Source organism: Streptomyces sp. DSM 40868 (assembly GCF_011820545.1).
Classification (GTDB): domain Bacteria; phylum Actinomycetota; class Actinomycetes; order Streptomycetales; family Streptomycetaceae; genus Streptomyces; species Streptomyces eurythermus.
Genome location: NZ_CP050504.1, coordinates 8953214 through 8973419, shown reverse-complemented (window position 1 = coordinate 8973419; position 20206 = coordinate 8953214). Strand labels below are relative to the sequence as shown.

The 20206-nt window shown below is 75.0% G+C and carries 8 protein-coding genes; 4 read left to right on the top strand and 4 right to left on the bottom strand.

Translation table 11 applies throughout. The features are described 5' to 3' along the window. Window positions 1-141: 141 nt before the first annotated feature. A complete protein-coding gene (locus HB370_RS40365; protein ID WP_167513238.1) occupies window positions 142-1425 on the top strand; it encodes an MFS transporter in 1284 nt (427 codons plus the stop codon). Window positions 1426-1617: 192 nt separating this feature from the next. Here the strand turns inward: HB370_RS40365 and HB370_RS40360 are convergent, their stop codons facing one another. Then, a complete protein-coding gene (locus tag HB370_RS40360; RefSeq protein WP_167513237.1) occupies window positions 1618-11169 on the bottom strand; it encodes a non-ribosomal peptide synthetase in 9552 nt (3183 codons plus the stop codon). Window positions 11170-11365: 196 nt separating this feature from the next. Between HB370_RS40360 and HB370_RS40355 the strand changes: the two genes are divergently transcribed. Genes HB370_RS40355 through sbnB form a run of 3 tightly spaced genes read left to right on the top strand, consistent with a single transcriptional unit; the run spans window position 11366 to window position 13621 of the window. After that, window positions 11366-11602, top strand: a complete 237-nt coding sequence (locus HB370_RS40355) for an MbtH family NRPS accessory protein (protein WP_167513236.1) — start codon at window positions 11366-11368, stop codon at window positions 11600-11602. Window positions 11603-11606: 4 nt separating this feature from the next. Next, window positions 11607-12608: a 2,3-diaminopropionate biosynthesis protein SbnA gene (gene sbnA / locus HB370_RS40350; protein WP_208974484.1), complete on the top strand. Its 1002-nt coding sequence runs from the start codon at window positions 11607-11609 to the stop codon at window positions 12606-12608. Further along, window positions 12602-13621, top strand: coding sequence for a 2,3-diaminopropionate biosynthesis protein SbnB (gene sbnB, locus HB370_RS40345; protein WP_167513235.1), 1020 nt, complete (start codon window positions 12602-12604; stop codon window positions 13619-13621). The genes sbnA and sbnB overlap by 7 nt, the downstream gene beginning before the upstream one ends. A 37-nt stretch (window positions 13622-13658) precedes the next feature. On the opposite strand, the gene HB370_RS40340 is transcribed toward sbnB, so the two are convergent. From HB370_RS40340 to HB370_RS40330, 3 genes are all read right to left on the bottom strand, one after another. Next, on the bottom strand, window positions 13659-16565 hold the full coding sequence (locus HB370_RS40340) for a LuxR family transcriptional regulator (protein WP_167513234.1): 2907 nt from the start codon (window positions 16563-16565) through the stop codon (window positions 13659-13661). A 102-nt stretch (window positions 16566-16667) separates the two neighbouring features. Further along, window positions 16668-16871, bottom strand: a complete 204-nt coding sequence (locus HB370_RS40335; RefSeq protein ID WP_167513233.1) for a hypothetical protein — start codon at window positions 16869-16871, stop codon at window positions 16668-16670. A gap of 59 nt (window positions 16872-16930) precedes the next feature. Beyond that, a complete protein-coding gene (locus HB370_RS40330) occupies window positions 16931-19891 on the bottom strand; it encodes a type 2 lanthipeptide synthetase LanM family protein (RefSeq protein ID WP_167513232.1) in 2961 nt (986 codons plus the stop codon). Window positions 19892-20206: the final 315 nt, after the last annotated feature.

Sequence of the window (20206 nt, the reverse complement as noted above, 5' to 3'; positions counted from 1 at the left end):
GTCCACCGGCCGGGCAGCAGCCTGCCGACGGCGGACGGGCCGACGGCAGGGTCAGCGCGGCGAACTCGTGGCCCGCGGACTGCGCGTGTGACTGCCGGTCCTTCTCTGGGCCGCGCACGGAGGGCCTCCCAGCATCGAGCCATGACCCACACCGTGCGCGAGGAAGTCCCCCCAGACGTCAAGCCGTTGCTGCGCAACCGAGACTTCGTGCTGCTGTGGCAGGCCGCGGCGGTGTCCGGGCTGGGCTCCAACGTCTCCAGCGTGGCCTACCCGCTGCTGATCCTCGCGCTGACCGGCTCCCCGGCCGACGCCGGGCTCAGCGGCTTCATCGCCCTGCTGCCTCAACTGCTGTTCCAGCTACCGGCCGGAGTGCTGGTCGACCGCTGGAACCGGCGGCGGACGATGATCACCTGCGACGTGCTGCGTGCCCTGGCCATCGGCAGCGTGGCGGCGGCCCTGCTGCTGCACCGGCTCTCGCTGCCGCACGTGCTCGCGGTCGGGTTCGCCGAGGGCACGCTGACGGTGTGCTTCCGGATCGCCGCCTCGGCGGCCGTCCCCAACGTGGTGCACCCCTCCCAGCTCGCCGCCGCGCTGTCCCGCAACGAGGCGCGGGCGCGCGGCGCAGCGATGCTCGGCCAGCCGCTCGGCGGCGTGCTCTTCGGCCTGGGCCGGGCGGTGCCGTTCCTCTTCGATGCCGCCAGCTATCTGTGGTCGCTGATCGGCCTGCTGCTGATCCGGCGGGAATTCCAGGCCGAGCGGCGCCCGCGCACCGATCCGCTGCACCGCGAACTCACCGAAGGGGTGCGCTGGTTGTGGCGTCAGCCGTTCCTGCGTACGACCACCTTCCTGATCGCCGGGAGCAACCTGCTGTTCCAGGCGCTCTTCCTGACGGTCATCGTGATGGCCCGCGGTCGGCACGGCTCGTCCGCCGCGATCGGCGTGATGTTCGGGGTGGCGGCGGTGGGCGGGGTGATCGGCTCGCTGCTCGCGCCCGCGGTGGAGCGCCGGCTGTCGATGCGGACCGTGGTGATCGGCGCCAACTGGGCCTGGGCCCTGCTCACTCCGGTGCTGCTGGTGGTCCGCGACCCCTACCTGATCGGCGTGGTGTACGCGTTGATGTGTTTCGTCGGCCCGGTGTGGAACGTGGTCGTCTCGGCCTACCAGCTGGCCGTCACGCCCGACGCCGTCCAGGGCCGGGTGCTCGGCGCGGTCGGTCTGGTCGCCTTCGGTGCCATCCCGCTCGGCTCCCTGGCCGGCGGCAGGTTGCTGGCCGGGCTGGGCGCGGACACCACCGTCTGGGTACTCGCCGCGTGGATGGTCCTGCTGGCCGTGACCGCCACCCTCAGCCCTTCGGTGCGCTCCGCTCCCGCACTGGCGGGCGCAGCGGCGGCCGCCGACGAGGCGGAGCCGACGCCGGCCGCCTGACGGCCCGCGCACGCGACCCGCCCTCCGCGCGGCGCACGGTTCACTGCCGTGCGCCGCGTTCCGCCGTCGCCCGTCTCGTGACGCGGCCCCTCCGCCCAGGACGCCCGCCCGGCCGTGGGTGAGGACGGGAGCGCGCGAACGTCCGCCCGCCGCCCCCGAGGGGGTGGCGGGCGGACGTGCCGGGCCCGGAGTTCAGCGGCCTTCGCCCTCCTCCGCCAGCAGGGCGGCGACCTCCTGGTCCGTCAGCTCGGCGATCTGCGCCTCCAGCGCCTCCCGCACGACCTGGCTCAGGGCGGCCACCGTGGTGGCCTCGAAGAGGCGGCGCAGCGGCAGTTCCACGTCGAAGACGGCGATCAGCCGGGCGAGCACCCGGGTGGCCAGCAGCGAGTGGGCGCCGAGGACGAAGACGTCCTCGTCGACGCCGATCCGCTCGATGCCGAGGATCTCCGCCCACACCTCGGCCACGATCTCCTCGGTCGGGTCGCGCGGCGCCTGGTAGTGACGTTCCAGCAGCTCGCTGGTGGTGGCGGGCTCCGGGAGGGCCTTGCGGTCCACCTTCTTGCTGGGCGTCAGCGGCAGTTCGGGCAGGGTCGTCCAGAGCGAGGGCACCATGTACGAGGGCAGCCGCCGGCCCGCCCACTCGCGCAGCTCGGCGACGTCCGGGCCGCCGTCGCCGCGCGGGATCAGGTAGGCGACCAGCCGGCGGTCGCCCGGACGGACGTCGCGGGCGACGACGGCGACCTGGCGCAGCCCGGGGTGCTGTGCCAGCACCGCCTCGATCTCCCCCAGCTCGATCCGGAAACCGCGCAGCTTGACCTGCTGGTCGATCCGGCCGAGGAACTCGATGGTGCCGTCGGCGAGATGGCGCACCAGGTCGCCGGTCCGGTACAGCCGGCCGCCCGGCACGTCGCCGAACGGGTCGGGAACGAACTTCTCCGCGGTGAGCCCGGGGCGGCGGTGGTAGCCGCGGGCCAGCCGGGTGCCGCCGAGGTGGAGTTCGCCGGGCACCCCGACCGGTACGGGTTCACCCGAGCCGTCCAGCACATAGGCCCGGGTGCCCGGGACGGGACGGCCGATCGGCAGCGCGGCCTCCCCACGGCCGGCCGGGGCCGCCGGCACGGGGTGCAGAACACAGGTGACGGTCGCCTCGGTGGGGCCGTAGTTGCACAGGAACCGGCCGGGCAGGCCGGTGGCGGCCCAGGCCAGGGCGTCGTCCACGGTGACCACGTCGCTGCCGACGTTCATCAGCTTCAGGCCGCGCAGCCGTTCGTCGCCGGGCCGGACGTGCTGCATCACCTCGCGGTAGTAGGCGGGGGTGATCTCCATCACGGTGATGTCGTTCTCGGCGACCCGTGCGGGGAGTTCGGCGGGGCTCCAGAACAGCGGGTCGGCCACGACGACGGTCGCGCCGGCCAACAGGGTGGCGGCGATCTGGTCCATCGCCACGTCGAAGGTGAGCGCCGACAGCAGCACCACCCGGTCGCCCGGGTCGATGCCGTAGGCGTCGGCGATCACCTGGCAGTGGTGGGCGTAGGAGCCGTGCTGGATCAGCACGCCCTTGGGCTGCCCGGTGGAGCCCGAGGTGTAGATCATGTACGCCAGTTGGTCCGGCGTGGCACGCGGCGGGGGGTTGTGGTCCGGGCGCTCGGTGATCCGGCCCGCCTCCGCGTCGACCAGCACCAGCGGGCCGCGGGCGACGGCGGAGAGCCGCTCGGCGAACCGGGCGGTGCTCAGCACGGCCCCGGCGTCCAGCTCGTCCAGCATGAACGCCAGCCGCTGGGGCGGGTGTTCGGCGTCGATCGGTACGTAGGCCCCGCCCGCCTTGAGCACCGCGAGCAGCGCCACCACGGCCTCGATCCCGCGCTCCATGCAGACGGCGACCGGGCGTTCCGGACCGATGCCCAGGTCGCGCAGGTGGTGGGCGAGCCGGTTGGCGCGGGCGTTGAGTTCGGCGTAGCCGAGCGAGACCGGTCCGAACGAGACGGCGACCGCGTCGGGGACCTCGGCGGCGCGCCGCTCGAACAGGGCCGGCACGCAGGCCGCCGGCGGCTCGGCGGTGGCCGGGTTCCAGCCGCGCGTCAGCTGCTCCCGCTCGTCCCCGGTGAGGATCGCCAGGCGGCTGAGCGGTGTCTCGGGCCGCGCGGTGGCCGCGCGCAACAGGGTCAGGTAGTGCCCGGCCATCCGCTCGACCGTGGTGCGGTCGAACAGCGCCGTGGCGTACTCGAACAGCCCGTGCAGGCGGCCGTCGGCGCGGCGGCCGAGGGAGAGGGTGAGGTCGAACTTCGCGGTCCGCCAGGGCGAGGGGACCCGCTCGACGGTCAGGCCGTCCAGCCGCAGTGGGGCGCTCTGCACGTGCTGGAGCTCGAACATCACCTGGAAGAGCGGGTTGCGCGACAGGTCACGTTCCGGCTGGAGTTCGTCGACCAGGCGCTCGAAGGGCAGGTCCTGGTGGCTGTAGGCGGCTACCACGTCCTGGTGGACCAGGCGCAGCAGCGCCGCGAAGCTCGGGTCGCCGCCGAGGTCGGCGCGCAGCACGACGGTGTTGACGAACGAGCCGATCACTTCTTCCACTTCGGGCCGGGTCCGGCCGGCGGTCGGGGTGCCGACGCAGATGTCCGTCTGCCGGGTGTAGCGGCCGAGCAGCACGTCGAAGGCGGCGAGCAGCACCACGAACGGGGTGACCGCCTGACCGCGGGCCAGGTCCGCCACGGCCTCGGCGAGCTCGTCGGGAATCGCGAGGGCGAGCAGATCGCCGCGCGGGTCGCGGACGGCCGGGCGGGGCCGGTCGGTGGGCAGCTCCAGCGGGGTGAGTCCGTCGAGCCGCTCCCGCCAGTGCGCGAGTTGGACCTCCGGCTGCTCGCCCTGGGACCAGTGGTCCTGCCAGGCCGCGAAGTCGGCGTACTGCACCGGTGGCGCGGGCGGCGGGCCGCCGCCGGTGAGCCGGGCCCGGTAGAGCAGCCCGAGGTCGCGGGTCAGCAGGTCCACGGACCAGCCGTCGACCGCTATGTGATGAGCCGTCAGGACAAGCAGGTGCTCCCGCTCCCCGACCTTGACCAGCAGGGAGCGCACGGGCGGTTCCCGGTCGAGGCGGAACGGCCGGGCGGTCTCGGCCCGCACCAGCTCCCCGGCCCTGGTGGCGGCCTCGTCCGCCGGCAGGCCGGTGAGGTCCACCGGTGCGGTACCGAGGGTGACCACCGGGTCGATCACCTGTACCGGCTCGCCGTCCGGCGCCGGGTAGCGGGTGCGCAGTGCCTCGTGGCGGGCCGCCAGGTCGTCCAGTGCGCCGGCCAGCGCGGCGGTGTGCAGCGGGCCGCGCAGGCGCAGCACCAGCGGCACCAGGTACTCGGAGCTGCCGGGCTCCAGCTGGTCGAGGAACCACATCCGGCGCTGGGCGGAGGAGAGCGACAGCGTGCCGCCGCGCGGCACCGGCAGCACCGTCCCGGCCGGATCGGCGGGCCGGGTGCCGGGGGCGGTGGCCAGTTCGGCCAGGGCGGTGACGGTGCGGCGGGAGAAGACCTCGGCGACCGGGATCTCGACGCCCAAGGCCGCCCGCAGCCGGAAGACCAGCCGGGTGGCCAGCAGCGAATGGCCCCCGAGGGCGAAGAAGTCGTCGAGCGCGCCGACGCGCTCACGGCCCAGCAGTTCGGCGAAGACCTCGGCGACGGTCTGCTCGACGGGGTCGCGCGGCGCGACGTACTCCCCCACCGCGGCCAGCCCGTCCAGTCCGGGCAGCGCCTCCGAGTCCAGCTTGCCGCTGGCGGTGAGCGGCAGTGCGGCAAGGACCCGCAACACGGTCGGCACCATGGCGTCCGGCAGCCGGGCCGCCAGGTGGGCCCGCAGCACGACCGGGTCGGGTTCGGCGCCCTCCACGGGGACGATGTGGCCGACCAGTTGCTGGTCACCGTAGACGCCGACGGCCGCCGCGGCGACCGAGGGGTGCTCGCAGAGCACGGCCTCGATCTCGCTGGGCTCGATCCGGATGCCGCGCAGCTTGACCTGCCGGTCGAGCCGTCCGAGGTACTCCAGCGTGCCGTCCGCGCGGCGCCTGACCCGGTCCCCGGTGCGGTAGAGCCGCTCGCCCGGGACGGCCGGGTGCGGGTTGGGGACGAAACGCTCGGCGGTCAGGTCGCCACGGCCGAGGTAGCCGCGGGCCAGGCCGGTGCCGGCCACGCAGAGTTCACCGGGGGCGCCGGCCGGGACCAGGCCGCCGTCCGGGTCGAGCACCAGGATCCGGGTGTTGTCGATCGGCTGCCCGATGGTGACGATCTCGCCGGCCTCCCGGCCGTCGTAGCGCCATGAGGTCACGTCGATGGCGCACTCGGTGGGGCCGTAGGTGTTGACCAGGGTCACCGGCAGCAGGGCGAGCAGCCGGTCGCAGAGTTCCACGGGCAGCGGCTCACCGGCGCAGAACACCAAGCGCAACGTCACGCAGTCACGCAGCCCGGGCTGCTGGACCAGCGCCCGCAGCACGGACGGCACGACTTGCAGCACGGTGATCCGGTGCTCGGCCACCGCCCGCACCATGGCGGCCGGGTCGCGCGGCACGCCGTCGGCGGCCACCACCACCGTTCCGCCGCAGACCAGCGGTGCCAGGAACTCCCAGACGGAGGCGTCGAAGCCGACCGTGGTCTTCTGCAGCACCCGGTCCCCCTGGCCGAGGCCGTGCTCGCGCACCGTCCACATCACCCGGTTGCGAATGGCCTCATGGCTGATCACTACGCCCTTGGGCCGACCGGTCGATCCCGAGGTGTACATCAGATAGGCGGCGCCGGCGGGGTCGAGCGGCGGCAGTCCGGCGTCCGGCCGCCGGTCGACAGGTCCCGGTCCGGCCGGCTCCGGGGCCTCGTCGAGGAGCACCAGCCGGGCCGCGCCCTCGGGCAGTTCCCCGCGGATCCAGGACTGGCCGATCAGCACGGTGGCGCCGCTGTCGGCGAGTATGCGGGCGCGGCGCCGCGCCGGGTGGGCGGGGTCGACCGGCACATAGGTGCCACCGGCCCGGAGCACCCCGAGCAGGGCGGTGACCAGGTCGGCCTCCCGGCGCAGGCAGACCGCGACCGGGGTCTCCGCGCGTACCCCGACGGCGCGCAGGCGGTGCGCCAACCGGGTCACCCGGGCGTCGAGTTCGGCGTAGCTCAGGGTGGACTCGCCGAAGACGACGGCGGGCGCGTCGGGGGTGCGGGCGGCCTGCTCGGAGAACAGCTCGGGCAGGCAGCGGACGGGCGGCTCGACGGCGGTGTCGCGCCGGCCGTGCGTCAGCGCCTTCCGTTCGGCGGCGTCCAGCGCGTCGATCCGGTCGAGCGGCAGGTCAGGTGCGTCGACCACCGCGGCGAGCAGGCGTTGGTAGTGCTCGGCCATTCCTCGCACGGTGTCGCGGTCGAACAGTGCGGTGGCGTACTCGAAGCCGCAGCGCAGGGTGCCGTCGGCCTGCGGCTGCACCGAGACCGTCAGGTCGAACTTGGCGGCCGGCCAGGAGACGGCGAGCTGTTCGACCCGGAGCCCGGGCAGGGTGAACGCCTCGCCCTTGGGCGGGCGCAGTTCGAACATGACCTGGAAGAGCGGGTTGCGGGACAGGTCGCGCTCGGGCGCCAGCTCCTCGACGACGCGTTCGAACGGCACGTCTGCGTGGGCGTAGGCGTCGAGCGCCGATTCACGGACCCGGGCGAGCAGTTCGGTGAAGGTGGGGCGCCCGCTCAGGTCGCCGCGCAGCACCAGGGTGTTGGCGAAGAAACCTATCAACGGTGCCGTTTCGGAGCGGGTGCGGCCGGAGACCGCGGTGCCGACCGCGATGTCCTGCTGGCCGCTCCACCGGCCGAGCAGCGCGTAGCAGCCGGCGAGCAGCACCATGAACGGGGTGGCGGCGTGGCGGCGGGCCAACTCGTCGATGGACGCGGCGAGTTCGGCGGGCAGTTCGACGGCGAGCCGGTCACCGCGCGGATCCCGCAGGCGCGGGCGGCGGCGGTCGGTGGGCAGGTCGAGCGGGGCCAGTCCGGCCAGCCGTTCCCGCCAGTGCCCGAGCCGGGCGGCGGACTCCTCGGTGGCGGCGTGCTCGCGCTGCCAGCGGGCGAAGTCCGCGTACTGGACGGGCAGCGGCTCCACGGTCTCGCCGGCGTAGTGGCGCGCCAGTTCGTCGGCCAGCACCTCGACGGACCAGCCGTCGGAGGCGATGTGGTGCAGCGTCAGCGCCAGCACGTGGTCGTCCGCTCCGATGCGCAGCAGCATTCCGCGGATGGGGGCGCCGGCCGCCAGGTCGAACGGGACGTCCAGGTCGGCGCGGATCAGCCGCAGCGCCTCCTCCTCGGTCGTCTCCCGCTCGGTCAGGGGGATGCGGGCACCGGGGTCGACGAGCTGGACCGGTTCGCCGTCGCGTTCCTCGTACCGGGTGCGCAGCACCGCGTGGCGCTCGGTCAGGGCGGCCAGCGCGGTGGTCAGCGCCGTCCGGTCCAGCGGGCCGCGCAGCCGCAGCGCGATCGGCACCAGGTAGTCGGTGGCACCGGGGGCGAGACGGTCGAGGAACCACAGGCGCTGCTGGGCGAAGGAGACCGGCAGCGGTCCGTCCGAGCCCGCCGCGGTGATCGGTGCCCCCCGGTCGACGCCGGCGGCCAGTACCTCGGCGAGCCGGGCGACGGTGCCGGCCGCGAACACCTCCGCCAGCGGCACCTCGGCCGAGACCACCTGCCGGAGCCGGAAGGCCAGCCGGGTGGCCAGCAGGGAGTTGCCGCCGAGGACGAAGAAGTCGTCGTGCACGCCGACCTCTTCCAGGCCGAGCAGTTCGCACCAGACGGCGGCGACCGCCTGCTCCAGCGGGGTGCGCGGCGCGACCCGGTCCCCGGCCGGGGCCGGCCGGGCGCCGGACGGGTCGGGCAGCGCCTTGCGGTCGACCTTGCCGCTTGCCGTGCGGGGCAGCCCGGGCAGCACCACGTACAGCGCGGGTACCAGGTAGGCGGGGAGCAGCCGCTCCAGGTGGGCGCGGAGGTCGGCGGCCCGCGGTGCACGCTCGCCGGCCGGCACCAGGTAGGCGACCAACCGGGCCGCCTCTCCCGTGCCGTGGGTGCCCACCGCGGCCTCCAGCACCTCGGGGTGCCCGGTCAGCGCGGCCTCCACCTCGGCCGGCTCGACCCGGAACCCGGCGACCTTGATCTGGGTGTCGACGCGGCTGATGAATTCCAGCAGTCCGTCGGAGCGGTGCCGGACCAGGTCGCCGCTGCGGTAGAGCCGGGCGCCGGGGACCTTGGCGTACGGGTCGGGGACGAAGCGCTCGGCGGTGAGGTCGCCGCGTCCCCGGTAACCTCGGGCCACCTGGACGCCACCGATGTACAGCTCGCCGACGGCGCCCGGCAGCACCGGTGCGAGCTCGGGGTCCAGCACGTACAGGGTGGTGTTGTCGATCGGCACGCCGATGCCCATCGGGCCCTGGTCGAGCTCGCGCACCGGGAGGGCGAGGGTGGCGCAGCCGACCGTGGTCTCGGTCGGACCGTACTCGTTGAACGCCACGGTGTCCGGGGCATGGCGCCGCCACGGCTCCAGCATCGCGCCGGTGAGCTGCTCGCCGCCGAGCACCAGGTGGGGTGCCGCGGTGCGCAGCGCCGCCCCGGGCAGTTCCCGGCCGAGCGGCCCGAGGTGGGTGGGGGTGAGCTTCAGCAGGTCGAAGGAGTCCCGGCTCAGCAACCGGACCAGGCCGTCGAGGCCGGGCGTGCCGTCGTCCGGGGTGAGGGTGACGGCGGCGCCGGTGAGCAGCGCGGGGAAGAGCGAGGTGACCGGCAGGTCGAAGGCGACCGAGGAGTACAGCGCGGTGCCGGCGCCCCCGCCGAGGTAGGTCCGGGCGGACCAGCGTACGTAGTTGACCACGTTGCGGTGGGTCACCATGACGCCCTTGGGCTCGCCGGTGGAGCCCGACGTGTAGATCAGGTACGCGAGGTTGTCCGGCCCTGCGCCGCTCTCGGGCGCGTCCTCCCGCTCCCCGTCCCCGACGGCCAGCGCTGTCCCGGTCCAGCCCTGTGCCGACTCTTCGTCCGTGACCAGCAGTTCGGCACCGGCCCGGTCGAGCAGGAGGGATCGCCGCAGCGGCGGATGGTCGGGCGCCAGCGGCAGATAGCCGGCACCGGCCTTGAGCACCGCGAGCAGCGCCACCACCAGCTCCGGCCCCCGGCGCAGGCAGACGCCCACCAGGCTCTCCGGTCCCGCCCCGTGCGCCCGCAGCCGGTGTGCCAGCAGGTTCGCCCGGCGATCGAGCTGACGGTACGACAGTTGACCGCCGGGCCAGCGCAGCGCGACCGCGCGCGGGGTGCGCCCGGCCTGCTCGGCGAACAGCTCGTGCAGGCAGCGCTCGGGCAGCGGCACGGCGGTCTCGTTGAACTTCTCGATCACGGCGAGCCGGTCCTGATCGGTCAGCAGGCCGACGCGGTGCAGCGGGCGGTCCGGATCGGCCAGCACGGCGTCGAGCAGCACCCGGAAGGCGTCGGCCAGGCGCCGCGCGGTCGTCCGGTCGAACAGCGCGGTGGCGTACTGCAGCCGGGCGTTGAGCCGCCCGTCGGGCAGTACGTCGGTGTCGAGCACCAGGTCGAACGGCGAGCCGGTCAGCGGTGTGCGCACCAGCTCGCAGTCGAGGCCGGGCAGCGCGATCGGCTCGGGCGGAGCGGTGCGCAGCGAGAAGGACACCTGGAAGAGCGGGTTGCGGGCAAGGTCACGCTCCGGAGCCAGCTCGTCAACCACCAGTTCGAACGGTGTGCCGGCGTGGCTGAGGGCGGCCAGCGTGTTCGCGGCGACCCGGCCGAGCAGGGTCCGGAAGGAGGGTTCGCCGCTCAGGTCGCCGCGCACCACCACGGTGTTGACGAACAGGCCGATCAGCCGCTCCGCATCGGGCAGGCCGCGGCCGCTCACCGGCGTGCCGACCGCGATGTCCCGCTGCCCGCTGAACCGGGCGAGCACCGCCTGGAACGCGGCGAGCAGCACCATGAACCGGGTCGCCCGGCTACGGCGGGCGAGGAGGTCGACCCGTGCCATCAGCTCGGCCGGCAGCTCGAAGCGGACGGCGTCGCCCGCACCGTCCCAGACGGCCGGGCGGGGGCGGTCCGTCGGCAGCTGAAGCGGCGTCAGGTCGGCGAGCGCGGTGCGCCAGTGGTCCAGCCCGGCGGCCAGCCGTGGGCCGGTGAGTCTCTCGGCCTGCCAGTCGGCGAAGTCGGCGTACTGGAGGGCGAGCGGCGCGAGGGCGGCCGGCGCGCCGCCGGTGCGCTCCCGGTAGCCGGCCGCCAGTTCGGCGCCGAGAAGGTGCCAGGACATGCCGTCGAAGGCGATGTGGTGGACCACCACGATCAGCAGGTGGTCGGCGGGGCCCACCCGGGCCAGCACGGCCCGCAGCGGGGGCTGCCGGGCCAGGTCGATGGGGAGCCGCAGTTCGTCCTCGATCAGCCGGGCCAGCCGGGCCTCCCGTGCGGAGGCCGGCAGGTCGGTGAAGTCCAGCTCCCGGAAGAGGACTTCGGCTTCCGGAGCGACGTACTGCAGCAGCCGGCCGGCGTCCTGCCGGTAACTGGTGCGCAGTACCTCGTGCCGCTCGACGACGGCGGTGAGCGCACCGCGCAGCGCGTCCGTCTCCAGACCGCCCCGGATCCGCAGCGCCAGCGGGAGCAGGTAGTCGGGCGTGCCCGGCCGCAACTGGTCGAGGAACCAGATCCGTTGCTGCCCGAACGACGCGCCGCGGGGCGCCCTGGCCTGGTTGTCCGCACCGTCACGGCTGTCGTCGATCCCCACCGGCCACCTCCACGGGTCCTCACGGACGCGCACCGCGCCCCAGCGAAGCCTGCTGGCGGGCCCGAGCCCGGCACCAGGGACACAGCGGCAGGGTGCGGTGCCGTCCCTGCTGCCGGTTTGTCTCTTGTCGCCGATCCCGGGCGCCCGGCAGGCTCGCCCCGTCGCAGTGTCGAATCCCCGAGGGCTGGAGGGCCTGATGACCGAGGAAGCCGCCGACACCCGTAGCTACCTGGTCGTGCTCAACGACGAGGAGCAGTACTCGATCTGGCTCGCCGACCGTGAACTGCCGCTCGGCTGGCGGCCGGAGGGCACGCGGGGCAGCCGGGCGGAGTGCCTGGCGCACATCGGGACCGTGTGGACCGACATGCGGCCGCTGAGCCTGCGCATCCGGATGGACGGCGCCGCCACCGGCGGGACCCGTGCGACCGTCTGACACCGTGCCCGTCGGCGTGCTGCAGACCGTGGGCCGGACGCCGCTGGTCGAGCTGACCAGGTTCGACCCGGCCGCCCGCTTCCGCCTGTACGCCAAGCTGGAGGCGCACAACCCCGGCGGCTCGATCAAGGACCGCTCGGCGCTGGAGCTGCTGCGCGGGGCCATCAGCGAGGGCCGGGTGATCCCCGGCCGGTCGGTCGTGGTCGAGTCCAGCTCGGGCAACCTGGGCATCGGACTCGCCCAGGCGTGCCGGTACTTCGGGGTCCGCTTCGTCTGTGTGGTGGACCCGCGCGCCAACCGCCAGAACATCGCCGTCATGCGGGCGCTGGGCGCCGAGGTCGAGGTGGTCACCACGATCGACCCGGTCAGCGGCGAGTACCTGCCGGTGCGGCTCCGCCGGGTGCGCGAGATCCTCGCCGGCACCGAGGACGCCTACTGCCCGGACCAGTATGCGAACCCCCTCAACCCGCGCTCGCACCACGCGACGATGCGGGAGATCTGCGAGGCCGTGCCCGGCGGCCCGGACTACCTGTTCTGCGCGACGAGTTCGTGCGGGACGCTGCGCGGCTGCGCCGAGTACGCGCGGGAACAGCGGCTCCCGGTGGCCATCGTGGCCGTCGACGCCGAGGGCAGCGTCATCTTCGGACGCGAGCCCGCGCCCCGGCTGATCCCCGGCCACGGCGCGGCCGTCCGCCCGGCGCTCCACCAGGACGGTCTCGCCGACGAGGTGGTGCACGTCAGCGATCTCGACTGCGTGGTCAACTGCCGTCGGCTGGCGCACCGCGAGGCGATCCTGGCCGGTGGCTCGGCGGGCGCGGTGCTCGCCGCGGTCCGGCGGGTGGGCGGCCGGATCCCGGCGGGCGCGGCCTGCGTGGTGATCCTCCCGGACCGGGGCGAGCGTTACCTCGACACGATCTATGACGACGACTGGGTCGCGTCGCACTTCGGCGACGTCGCCCACCTGTGGAAGGAGCACGTTCCAGTGGCCGAGGCGGCGACATGCTGATCCTGACGGCCGGACAGGTCCGTCAGGTCCTGGACGGTGCCGAGCAGCAGGTGGTCGAGGCGGTGAGCCGGGCGTACCGGCTGCACGCGGCCGGCCGGACCGTGCTCCCGCACTCGCTCTTCCTCCGGTTCCCCGAGGAGGCGCGCAACCGCATCATCGCCCTGCCGGCCTACCTCGGGAACCCGGGCGGTTCCGGGGCGCGGGAACCGGTCGCCGGCGTCAAGTGGATCTCCTCCTTCCCCGGCAATCTGGACGCCGGGCTGGAGCGCGCCTCGGCGGTGATCGTCCTCAACTCGATGCGCACCGGCCACCCGGAGGTGCTGCTGGAGGGCTCGGTGATCTCCGCGCGGCGCACCGCGGCGAGTGCGGCGCTCGCCGCCGCGACCCTCGCCCCGCGGGAGCCGCAGACCGGCGTCACGCTGATCGGCTGCGGAGTGATCAACTTCGAGGTGCTGACCTTCCTGCGCGCCCTGCTGCCCGAGCTGGCCGAAGTCACCCTCTTCGACCTCGATCCGGCCCGCGCAAGGGACTTCGCCGAGCGCTGCGCGGCCCTGCTGCCCGGGCTGCGGACCACCGTCACCGAGCGGATCGGGGACGCTCTGGCGGCCCACCGGCTGATCTCGGTCGCCACCACCGCCGCCACCCCTCACCTGGACCCGTCCCCCTGCCCGCCCGGGACGCTGCTGCTGCACCTGTCCCTGCGCGACCTCGCTCCGGAGACCATCCTGTCCAGCGTCAACATCGTCGACGACGACGACCACGTCTGCCGCGAGTCCACCTCGCTGCATCTGGCCGAGCAGCAGGCCGGTCACCGCGACTTCATCGCCGACTCGATCGGCGCCCTCCTCACCGGCGCCCGGCGCGAGCGCGACCCCGAGGCCCTCACGGTCTTCTCGCCGTTCGGCCTGGGCGTGCTGGACCTCGCCGTCGCCGACCTGGTCCGCCACCGGGCTCAGGAGCAGGGTCTCGGCACGGACGTCCCGGACTTCCTGCCCTTCGGGCACGGTAGCTGACGACTCGTCCGTGCCACCGGTCCGGCGGCACGGACGGTCAGTCCCCGCACAGCGTCCGGGCGAGCCGGCACAGCTCCGCGCGGTTCGCGCTGCCGGTCTTGTGGAGCAGGCTGGCGATGTGCTTCTCCACCGTACGGTGCGAGAGGGACAGCCGCTGGGCGACGTCCTGGTTCCCGAGCCGGTCCACGAGCAGCGCGAACACGTCGAACTCACGCGGCGTCACCCCGACCGACCGCAGTCCCTCGGGGATCAGCTCCCGTCCGGTGCGCCGATGCGCGACGGGCACGCCCGCCTGCCGGATGAGCGACCGGCAGGCACCGGCGACGGAGCGCACGCCGGCCTGGTGGAAGTACTCCTCGGCGGTCCGCAGCCAGGCGACGGGCTCGCCCCAGCCGTCGGCGAGGGCCGCCTCGGCGACCAGCCGCAGCCCGAGGTGACGGGCGGTGGGGAAGCCGGAGAACTCCTGCCGTGCCCGGTCCACCAGTCCCGCGGCCTCCCGGCCGCGGCCCTCCCGACCGAGCAGGACGGCGTCGGCGAGCACCAGGAACTGCCGGTTCCAGGCCAGTTCGGCGGCGGGCGCCGCCAGGGCCGCCGCGTACTCCGCGCGGTCGGCGGTGCCGCCGACGACGGCGAGCAGCGGGCCGAGGCCGTACCGCCCGCTCAGGTAGAACATGTTGGGGTGCTGGTCCTCCCAGGCGGCCGCGGCGGCCAGTTCGGCCAGCGCCCGGGTGCGGTTCTCCTCCAGCAGGGCACAGAACGCCCGGCACAGGCCGAGCAGGACCGGCATCAGGAAAGAGGTGGACTCGTCGGCCTGGTCGAACCGGAGCAGTTCCCGCTCCATCTGCCGCCGCCGGCCCTGGTGGGCGGCGAGGGTGGCGGCCACCAGCAGCAGGTAGCGGTGTCCGCCGACGTTGCGCATCCGGGCGCTCGGCCCCAGGCAGCGGTCTATGATCTCCTGGGCGGCCGGGAAGTCGGCGCGCTGCACGGCGTCCATCGCCAGCAGGCCCTCCGCGTGCTGGACCAGGGCGAGGGCGCCCAGTTCGCGCGCGGCGTCCCGCGCCTCCCGGATCCGGCGCGCCTCACCGCTGCGCAGGAAGGCGTTGGCGCCGAGCCGCAGCAGCGCCTCCACCCGCCAGACCGGCAGGCTGTGCTCCTCCGCGACGGCGAGCATCCGCTCCAGACAGGCGTCCGCGCCGTCGAAGCCGCGCTTGCGGGCCAGCAGGGCGAGTAACTGCCATGCCTGGCAGGCCACCACGGGGAGCTTCTCGCGCTCGGCGACCTCGGCCGCCTCGCGGGCCAGCCGCTCGGTCCCGGCCGTGTCCGCGCCGTGCGCGGGCAGCAGCGCCAGGTGGGCCTCGACCACGGCCAGCGCGGCGGTGTGCCGCGGGTCCGACGGGTCGCCGAGCTGCGCCCGGGCGGCGGCCACCTGGGCCAGGGTGTCGGCGGCGCGCTCGGAGATCACCGCGGCCCAGGCGAGCCTGGTGTGCAGGGCGACCCGGCGCTCGATGTCCAGCGCGTCGGCCCCCGCGTCCGGCAGCGACTCGGCCAGCGCGAGTGCCCGGTCCAGCTGCCCGGTCTCGGCCGTCGCGTGCACCAGCGACTCGGTGACGGCGGTGCGGTCGGCCGGCGCCGCCAGCCCTCGGGCCCGCTCCAGCAGTTGCACGGCGGTGGCCGACGCGCCCCCGGCGAGGGCCCGGCGGCCGGCTTCGGCGTACAGCAGTGCCGCTCCCGCGTCGTCGCCGCCCAGCTGCCGCAGCCGTGCCACCAGCTGGCAGCGGTCGTCGGAGACGGCCGGGTCGGCGGCCAGCACCGCCTCGGCCGCCCGGCGGGCGATCACCGCCCGCTCGGCCGGCGGCAGCCCGGCGAGCAGCGCCTCCGCGGTGAGCGCGTGCCGGAAGGCGTACTGGTCGACCGCGCCGGGATCGGGGACGACGAAGCCCGAGTCGGCCGCGGCGGCCAGCTGGTCGAGCAGCAGCCGCACGTTGTGCCCGGTGATCAGCTCCAGCGTGCCGATCGAGAATTCGGTGCCCAGCGTGGCGGCGAGCAGCAGCAGGTCGCGCACCTGCGGGTCGAGCTGCGCCAGCCGTTGCCGCAGGCCGCTGACCACGCTGTCCGGGACCGCGGCCGCCAGGTCGCCGGTGACGTGCCAGCCGTCGCCGTCCCGGCGCAGCACTCCCGAGCCGACCATCTCGGCGAGCAGTTCCTCGACCAGGTACGGGTTGCCGTTGCTGAGCGTGCTCAGCCGTTCGACCACGGCAGCCGGCACCTGCTCGGCCGGCAGGTCCAGGCAGCCGGCCGCGAGCGCACCGACCTGGGCCGCGCCGAGCGGCTCCAGGGTGGCCAGCGAGGCGACCCGACGCCGCTCGGCGCCCCGGGCCAGCTCCAGGGCGGCGCCCGGCTCGGGCCGCAGCGTGGCTGCCAGCAGGACCGGCAGCCCGGCCAGGTTGTCGACCAGGTAGTCCACCACGGCGATGGTCTCCGAGTCGGCCTCGTGCAGGTCCTCCAGGACGAGCAGGCAGCCGCGGTCGCGGCCGAGCACGGCCAGCAGCCGCAGCACGGCCTCGGCCAGCTCCACCGCGCTCTCGGGGTAGCCGGGCACGGCGGTGTGCCGCCACTCCGGGATCACCCGGCCCAGGGCCGGGCGGTAGGGCTCCAGCTCCCGGTCCTGGGGCACGCCCGTGACCCGGAAGCGGGAATGCAGCGCCTCGATGAGCGGGCGGTACGGCATCCCGGCACTGGTCGGGCTGCCGCGCCCGCGCAGCACCGGCAGGCCGAGCGACTCGGCCAGGCCGACGCACTCCCCGGCCAGCCGGGACTTTCCGATCCCCGCCTCCCCCACCAACAGGACCGTGTGGCCCGCCCTGTCCTGAAGGCCGGTCAGTACACGCCGGAAGAGCCCGAGTTCGGTCTCGCGACCGATGGTGGTCGGGGCAGTAGTGTGCACCTGCGCAGGTTACCCGTGCCGCCCTCGCGCCGAGTAGAGAGTTCTTCGGAAAAGAGGATCACGCCGCACCGCGGCGGCCCATCGCTGCCGCCCGACGGGCGTTCAGTGGCGTTCGTCGTGGAAGTCGATGCTGACGGTGGTCCACGGGCTGGTCCCGCGGACCACCGAGGACGCGCCGAGCATCTGGGACCGGCGGCCGAGCCCGCCGCCGCTGCGCAGCCGGATCTCGCCCGCCGGGTGGTCGGTGGCGGCATCGTGCCGGGTGGTGGGCTGCTTCCAGAGCCGCACGAGGTCGTCGGTGTTCATCAAGGGGTTCCTTTCACAGGGAAGTGTTCGGTGTTCTTCGTCAGGGGCACGGGACCCGGCTACAGGCTTTCCGGAGTCGTCCACGGCTCCGCCCCGGAGGCGGGGCGGGACGGGTCGGTGTCCGGCGTCCGCAGCAGCAGCGCCGGGGGGACCAGATCGGCGAAGCCCAGCCGCAGCAGGCCGAGGCCGTGGCCGGACAGGCCGGTGAGCAGGCCGGGCTCCGCGACGCCGCCGCCGGCCGCGGGGTGCGGGCCGTGCCGGACCCGTCCGGCGGTCCGCGCCCGGAGCACCGCGCCCGCCGCCGTGCGCTGTGGCAGCTCCAGCAGGCCCCACTCGCCGTGGCAGAGGCTGCCGTCGGGCACCGGTCCGGTGTCCGCGAGGTGCCCGACGGCCGCGGCGACGGCCGCCGCCAGCGCCGGATCCGCCAGCGCCCCGGGCCGGTCGGCGACCGCGAGCGCGACTCCCGTCGCGCCGGTGCACCAGGAGAGGTCTGTGTCGGCGGCCGGTGACGCGGCCACGGCCGACCGCAGGGCGGTCAGCCCCGCCCGGCGGTACCGCTCGCCGCCGGGGCCCACGGCGCCGAGCAGCGCCCAGCCGACCCCGGCGGCGCCGGTGGCGAAGCCCGGCACGGCCGGGACGGGCTCGGCGGTGAGCCGGTCGGCACAGACCTGCGCACCGCGGCGGAGCTCGGCCGACGGGTACGTCCGGTGCGCGGCCAGCAGCGCGGCCAGGCCACCCGCCGTGCCGTCGAGCACGCCGGTCGGCCGCTCGGCTCCGGCGGCCCGGACGGTCAGCGCGGCCGTCGGCTCGACCAGGGCGCGCAGCCCGGCGTCGTCCAGCGCGGCCGAGACCCGGGTGAGCGCGTACAGGATGCCGCCGAGACCGGTGAAGCCTCCCGAGCCGACCACGCCGAGATCCGCGTCCGGGAGCGCGGCGAGCCGGTCCAGCAGCCGAGGCAGCGGGCGCAGCGCGGCGCGTGCCGTCCCGGCGTAGCGGTCCGCGCCGGTGAGCGCGGCGAGCTGGGCCAGGAAGAGGGCGACGCCCGGGTACCCGTGCCCCAGGTCGGCACCGCACGGTGCGAGCCTGCGGTACCGCTCGCCGAGCAGTTCGACGCCCAGCCAGTTCGCCCGGTCCCGGTCCCGGTGGGCCTGCCGGACCAGCAGGTCGCCGAGTTCCCGGGCGGCGGCGAGCAGTTGGCCGGGGGCCGGCGGCCCGGCGGTTCGCGGACGCGGCCCGGCCGGCCGGGGGCCGGGCAGCGCGGCGGGATGCGCCGGCGCCGCCGTCCGGCAGGCCAGCGCCGTCCGGATGATTCCCTCCTGCCGGGCGAGGTCGGCCTCGTCCATGACCGCGAGGCGCGCCGCCACCCGGGCCAGTCCGGGCCGTTCGAGGGCGCCGGGGATGCGGGTGCCGGTGCCGCTCCACAGGTCGGTGCGGGCGGGGCGGGCGGTGAACACCGGTACGTCGCCGTCCCACAGCTCGGCGACCTCGTGGTCGAGCAGTCCGGGCCACCCCTGGTCGTCCACCGCCTCCGTGCCGAGCAACCGCAGCAGTTCCTCCCGGTCGCCCGGTTCGCGCAACACGTCGGGGTGGGTGGCCTCGGCGAGGACCGTCACGTAGACCTGGGTGGCCCGGGTCACCACCCGGACCTCGTCGTCGGCGAAGCGGCGCAGCAGGCCGGCCAGCTCCCGCCGGTGGTTCAGGAGCAGCCGGTAGCCCGCGCGGAAGCCGGTCACCAGCGCCTCGGTGTGGACGGCGGGCTCGGCTTCCGTGCCGGCCAGCCGGGGGCGGTTGGCCCCGGCGCGGACCGTGCCGGGCCGGCGGACCAGCCGCATGGCGTCGGTGCCCGCGGCCTCCCAGCAGGCCGTCTCCACCGGCGAGCGGCGGTCCGCGCCGCCGCCGAGGCCGGAGAGGTCGAGCGCGTCCTCGTCCCCGAGCACCAGCTGGGGCAGCAGGCCGATCCGCTGCACGGACGCGTCCAGCGCGCGGCCCGCCGGATCGTCGGCAGCGGGGTCCTCGGGCAGCGGCGGGTGGAAGAGTGTCTCCAGGTCCACCAGCACCGGGTGGTCGGCGCACGCGATCAGGTTCTCGTGGTGCAGGTCGGTGAGGTCGAGCACGTGGGCGAGCGCGAGCAACACGCCCTGGCGCAGGTAGAACCGGTCGAGTTCGGCTCGCGAGGAGCAGGGGCGGGCCTCGATCAGCTCCGACCAGCCGTGGTCCGGACGGGTCAGCAGGGCCGGTGTGCGCAGTTCGGGCGTGGCCGCGCGGGCGTTGCACCAGTCGACCAGTTCGCCGAAGTGGCGGTCGGCGGCGAGCGAGCGGGGCTTGTACACCACCCGGCTGCCGTCGGCGAAGCGCAGCACGGCGACCCGGCGCCCGCGCCGATGCGTGTCGCCGGCGGCCCGGTCCACGGCGACCAACGGGCCGGGGTGGCGTCCGGCCAGCAGCCGGGCGATCAGCTCGGCGCGGTCCTGGGCGTACCGGGTGAGCAACTCGGCCATGGCCGCGACGGCGTTGACGCAGCCGTGACCGGCCAACCGGGCCAGCAGGGGGTACTCGGTGAACAGCCGGACCAGGCCGTCCCTGGTCCCGGTGCCGGCGACGAAGTCGCGGAACCTGGCTTGCGGGGTCGCGCCCGCCAGGCGTCCCTCCACCCGGGCCACTTGGAGCTCCAGCACCAGCGCACGGGCCGCCAGGCCGCCCAGCGCGGCGGCCGTGGTCGCGGTGAACTCGCGTATGAGGCCGTCCAGCTCGGCCGACCGGCCCACGTCCGGGTGGAGTTCGGCGCGCAGCCGCCGCCCGGCCAGCTCGGCGAACGGCGCGAGTACGACGGCGAAGCCGGCCGTGCCCGGCAGCGGCCCGGACGCCGGGACCGGGTCTTCGGGCGCGGCGGCGAGAGCGGCCTCGACGAACTCGGCCGCTTCGCGGTCCCGCGGCTCCTGGGACTTCGCCGACGCCAGAGCCGACAGCCACCCCGAGGGGGCGGTCGGCCCGGCATCCGCGAGCGCGTCGTTGGCGGTCACGATTCGTGAGCCTGTCAGCCGGCGCGGTGGTGGCGCAAGAGCCGGAACCCTGCCGGAATTACCCTACCGCCGCTGGTGGCGCCGGTGCCTGACGGGACATCATGCTCGTTGTGCGGCTTGAGGGTTGGGCACGACCGGCGCGCCGGCATGCTTTCCCCGACCTCCCCGGCCGCCTCGGACAAGTCGTGCGGCCGGGGAACAGGACGGTCGTCGTCGGCTCGGGTCGGGGGCGCGGCTACGACTGCGCCGGCACGGTGAACTGCGTTGCGGGGCTGGGTCAGCGCGTGAGCGGGCCGCGGGAGTGATGCTCGCGGA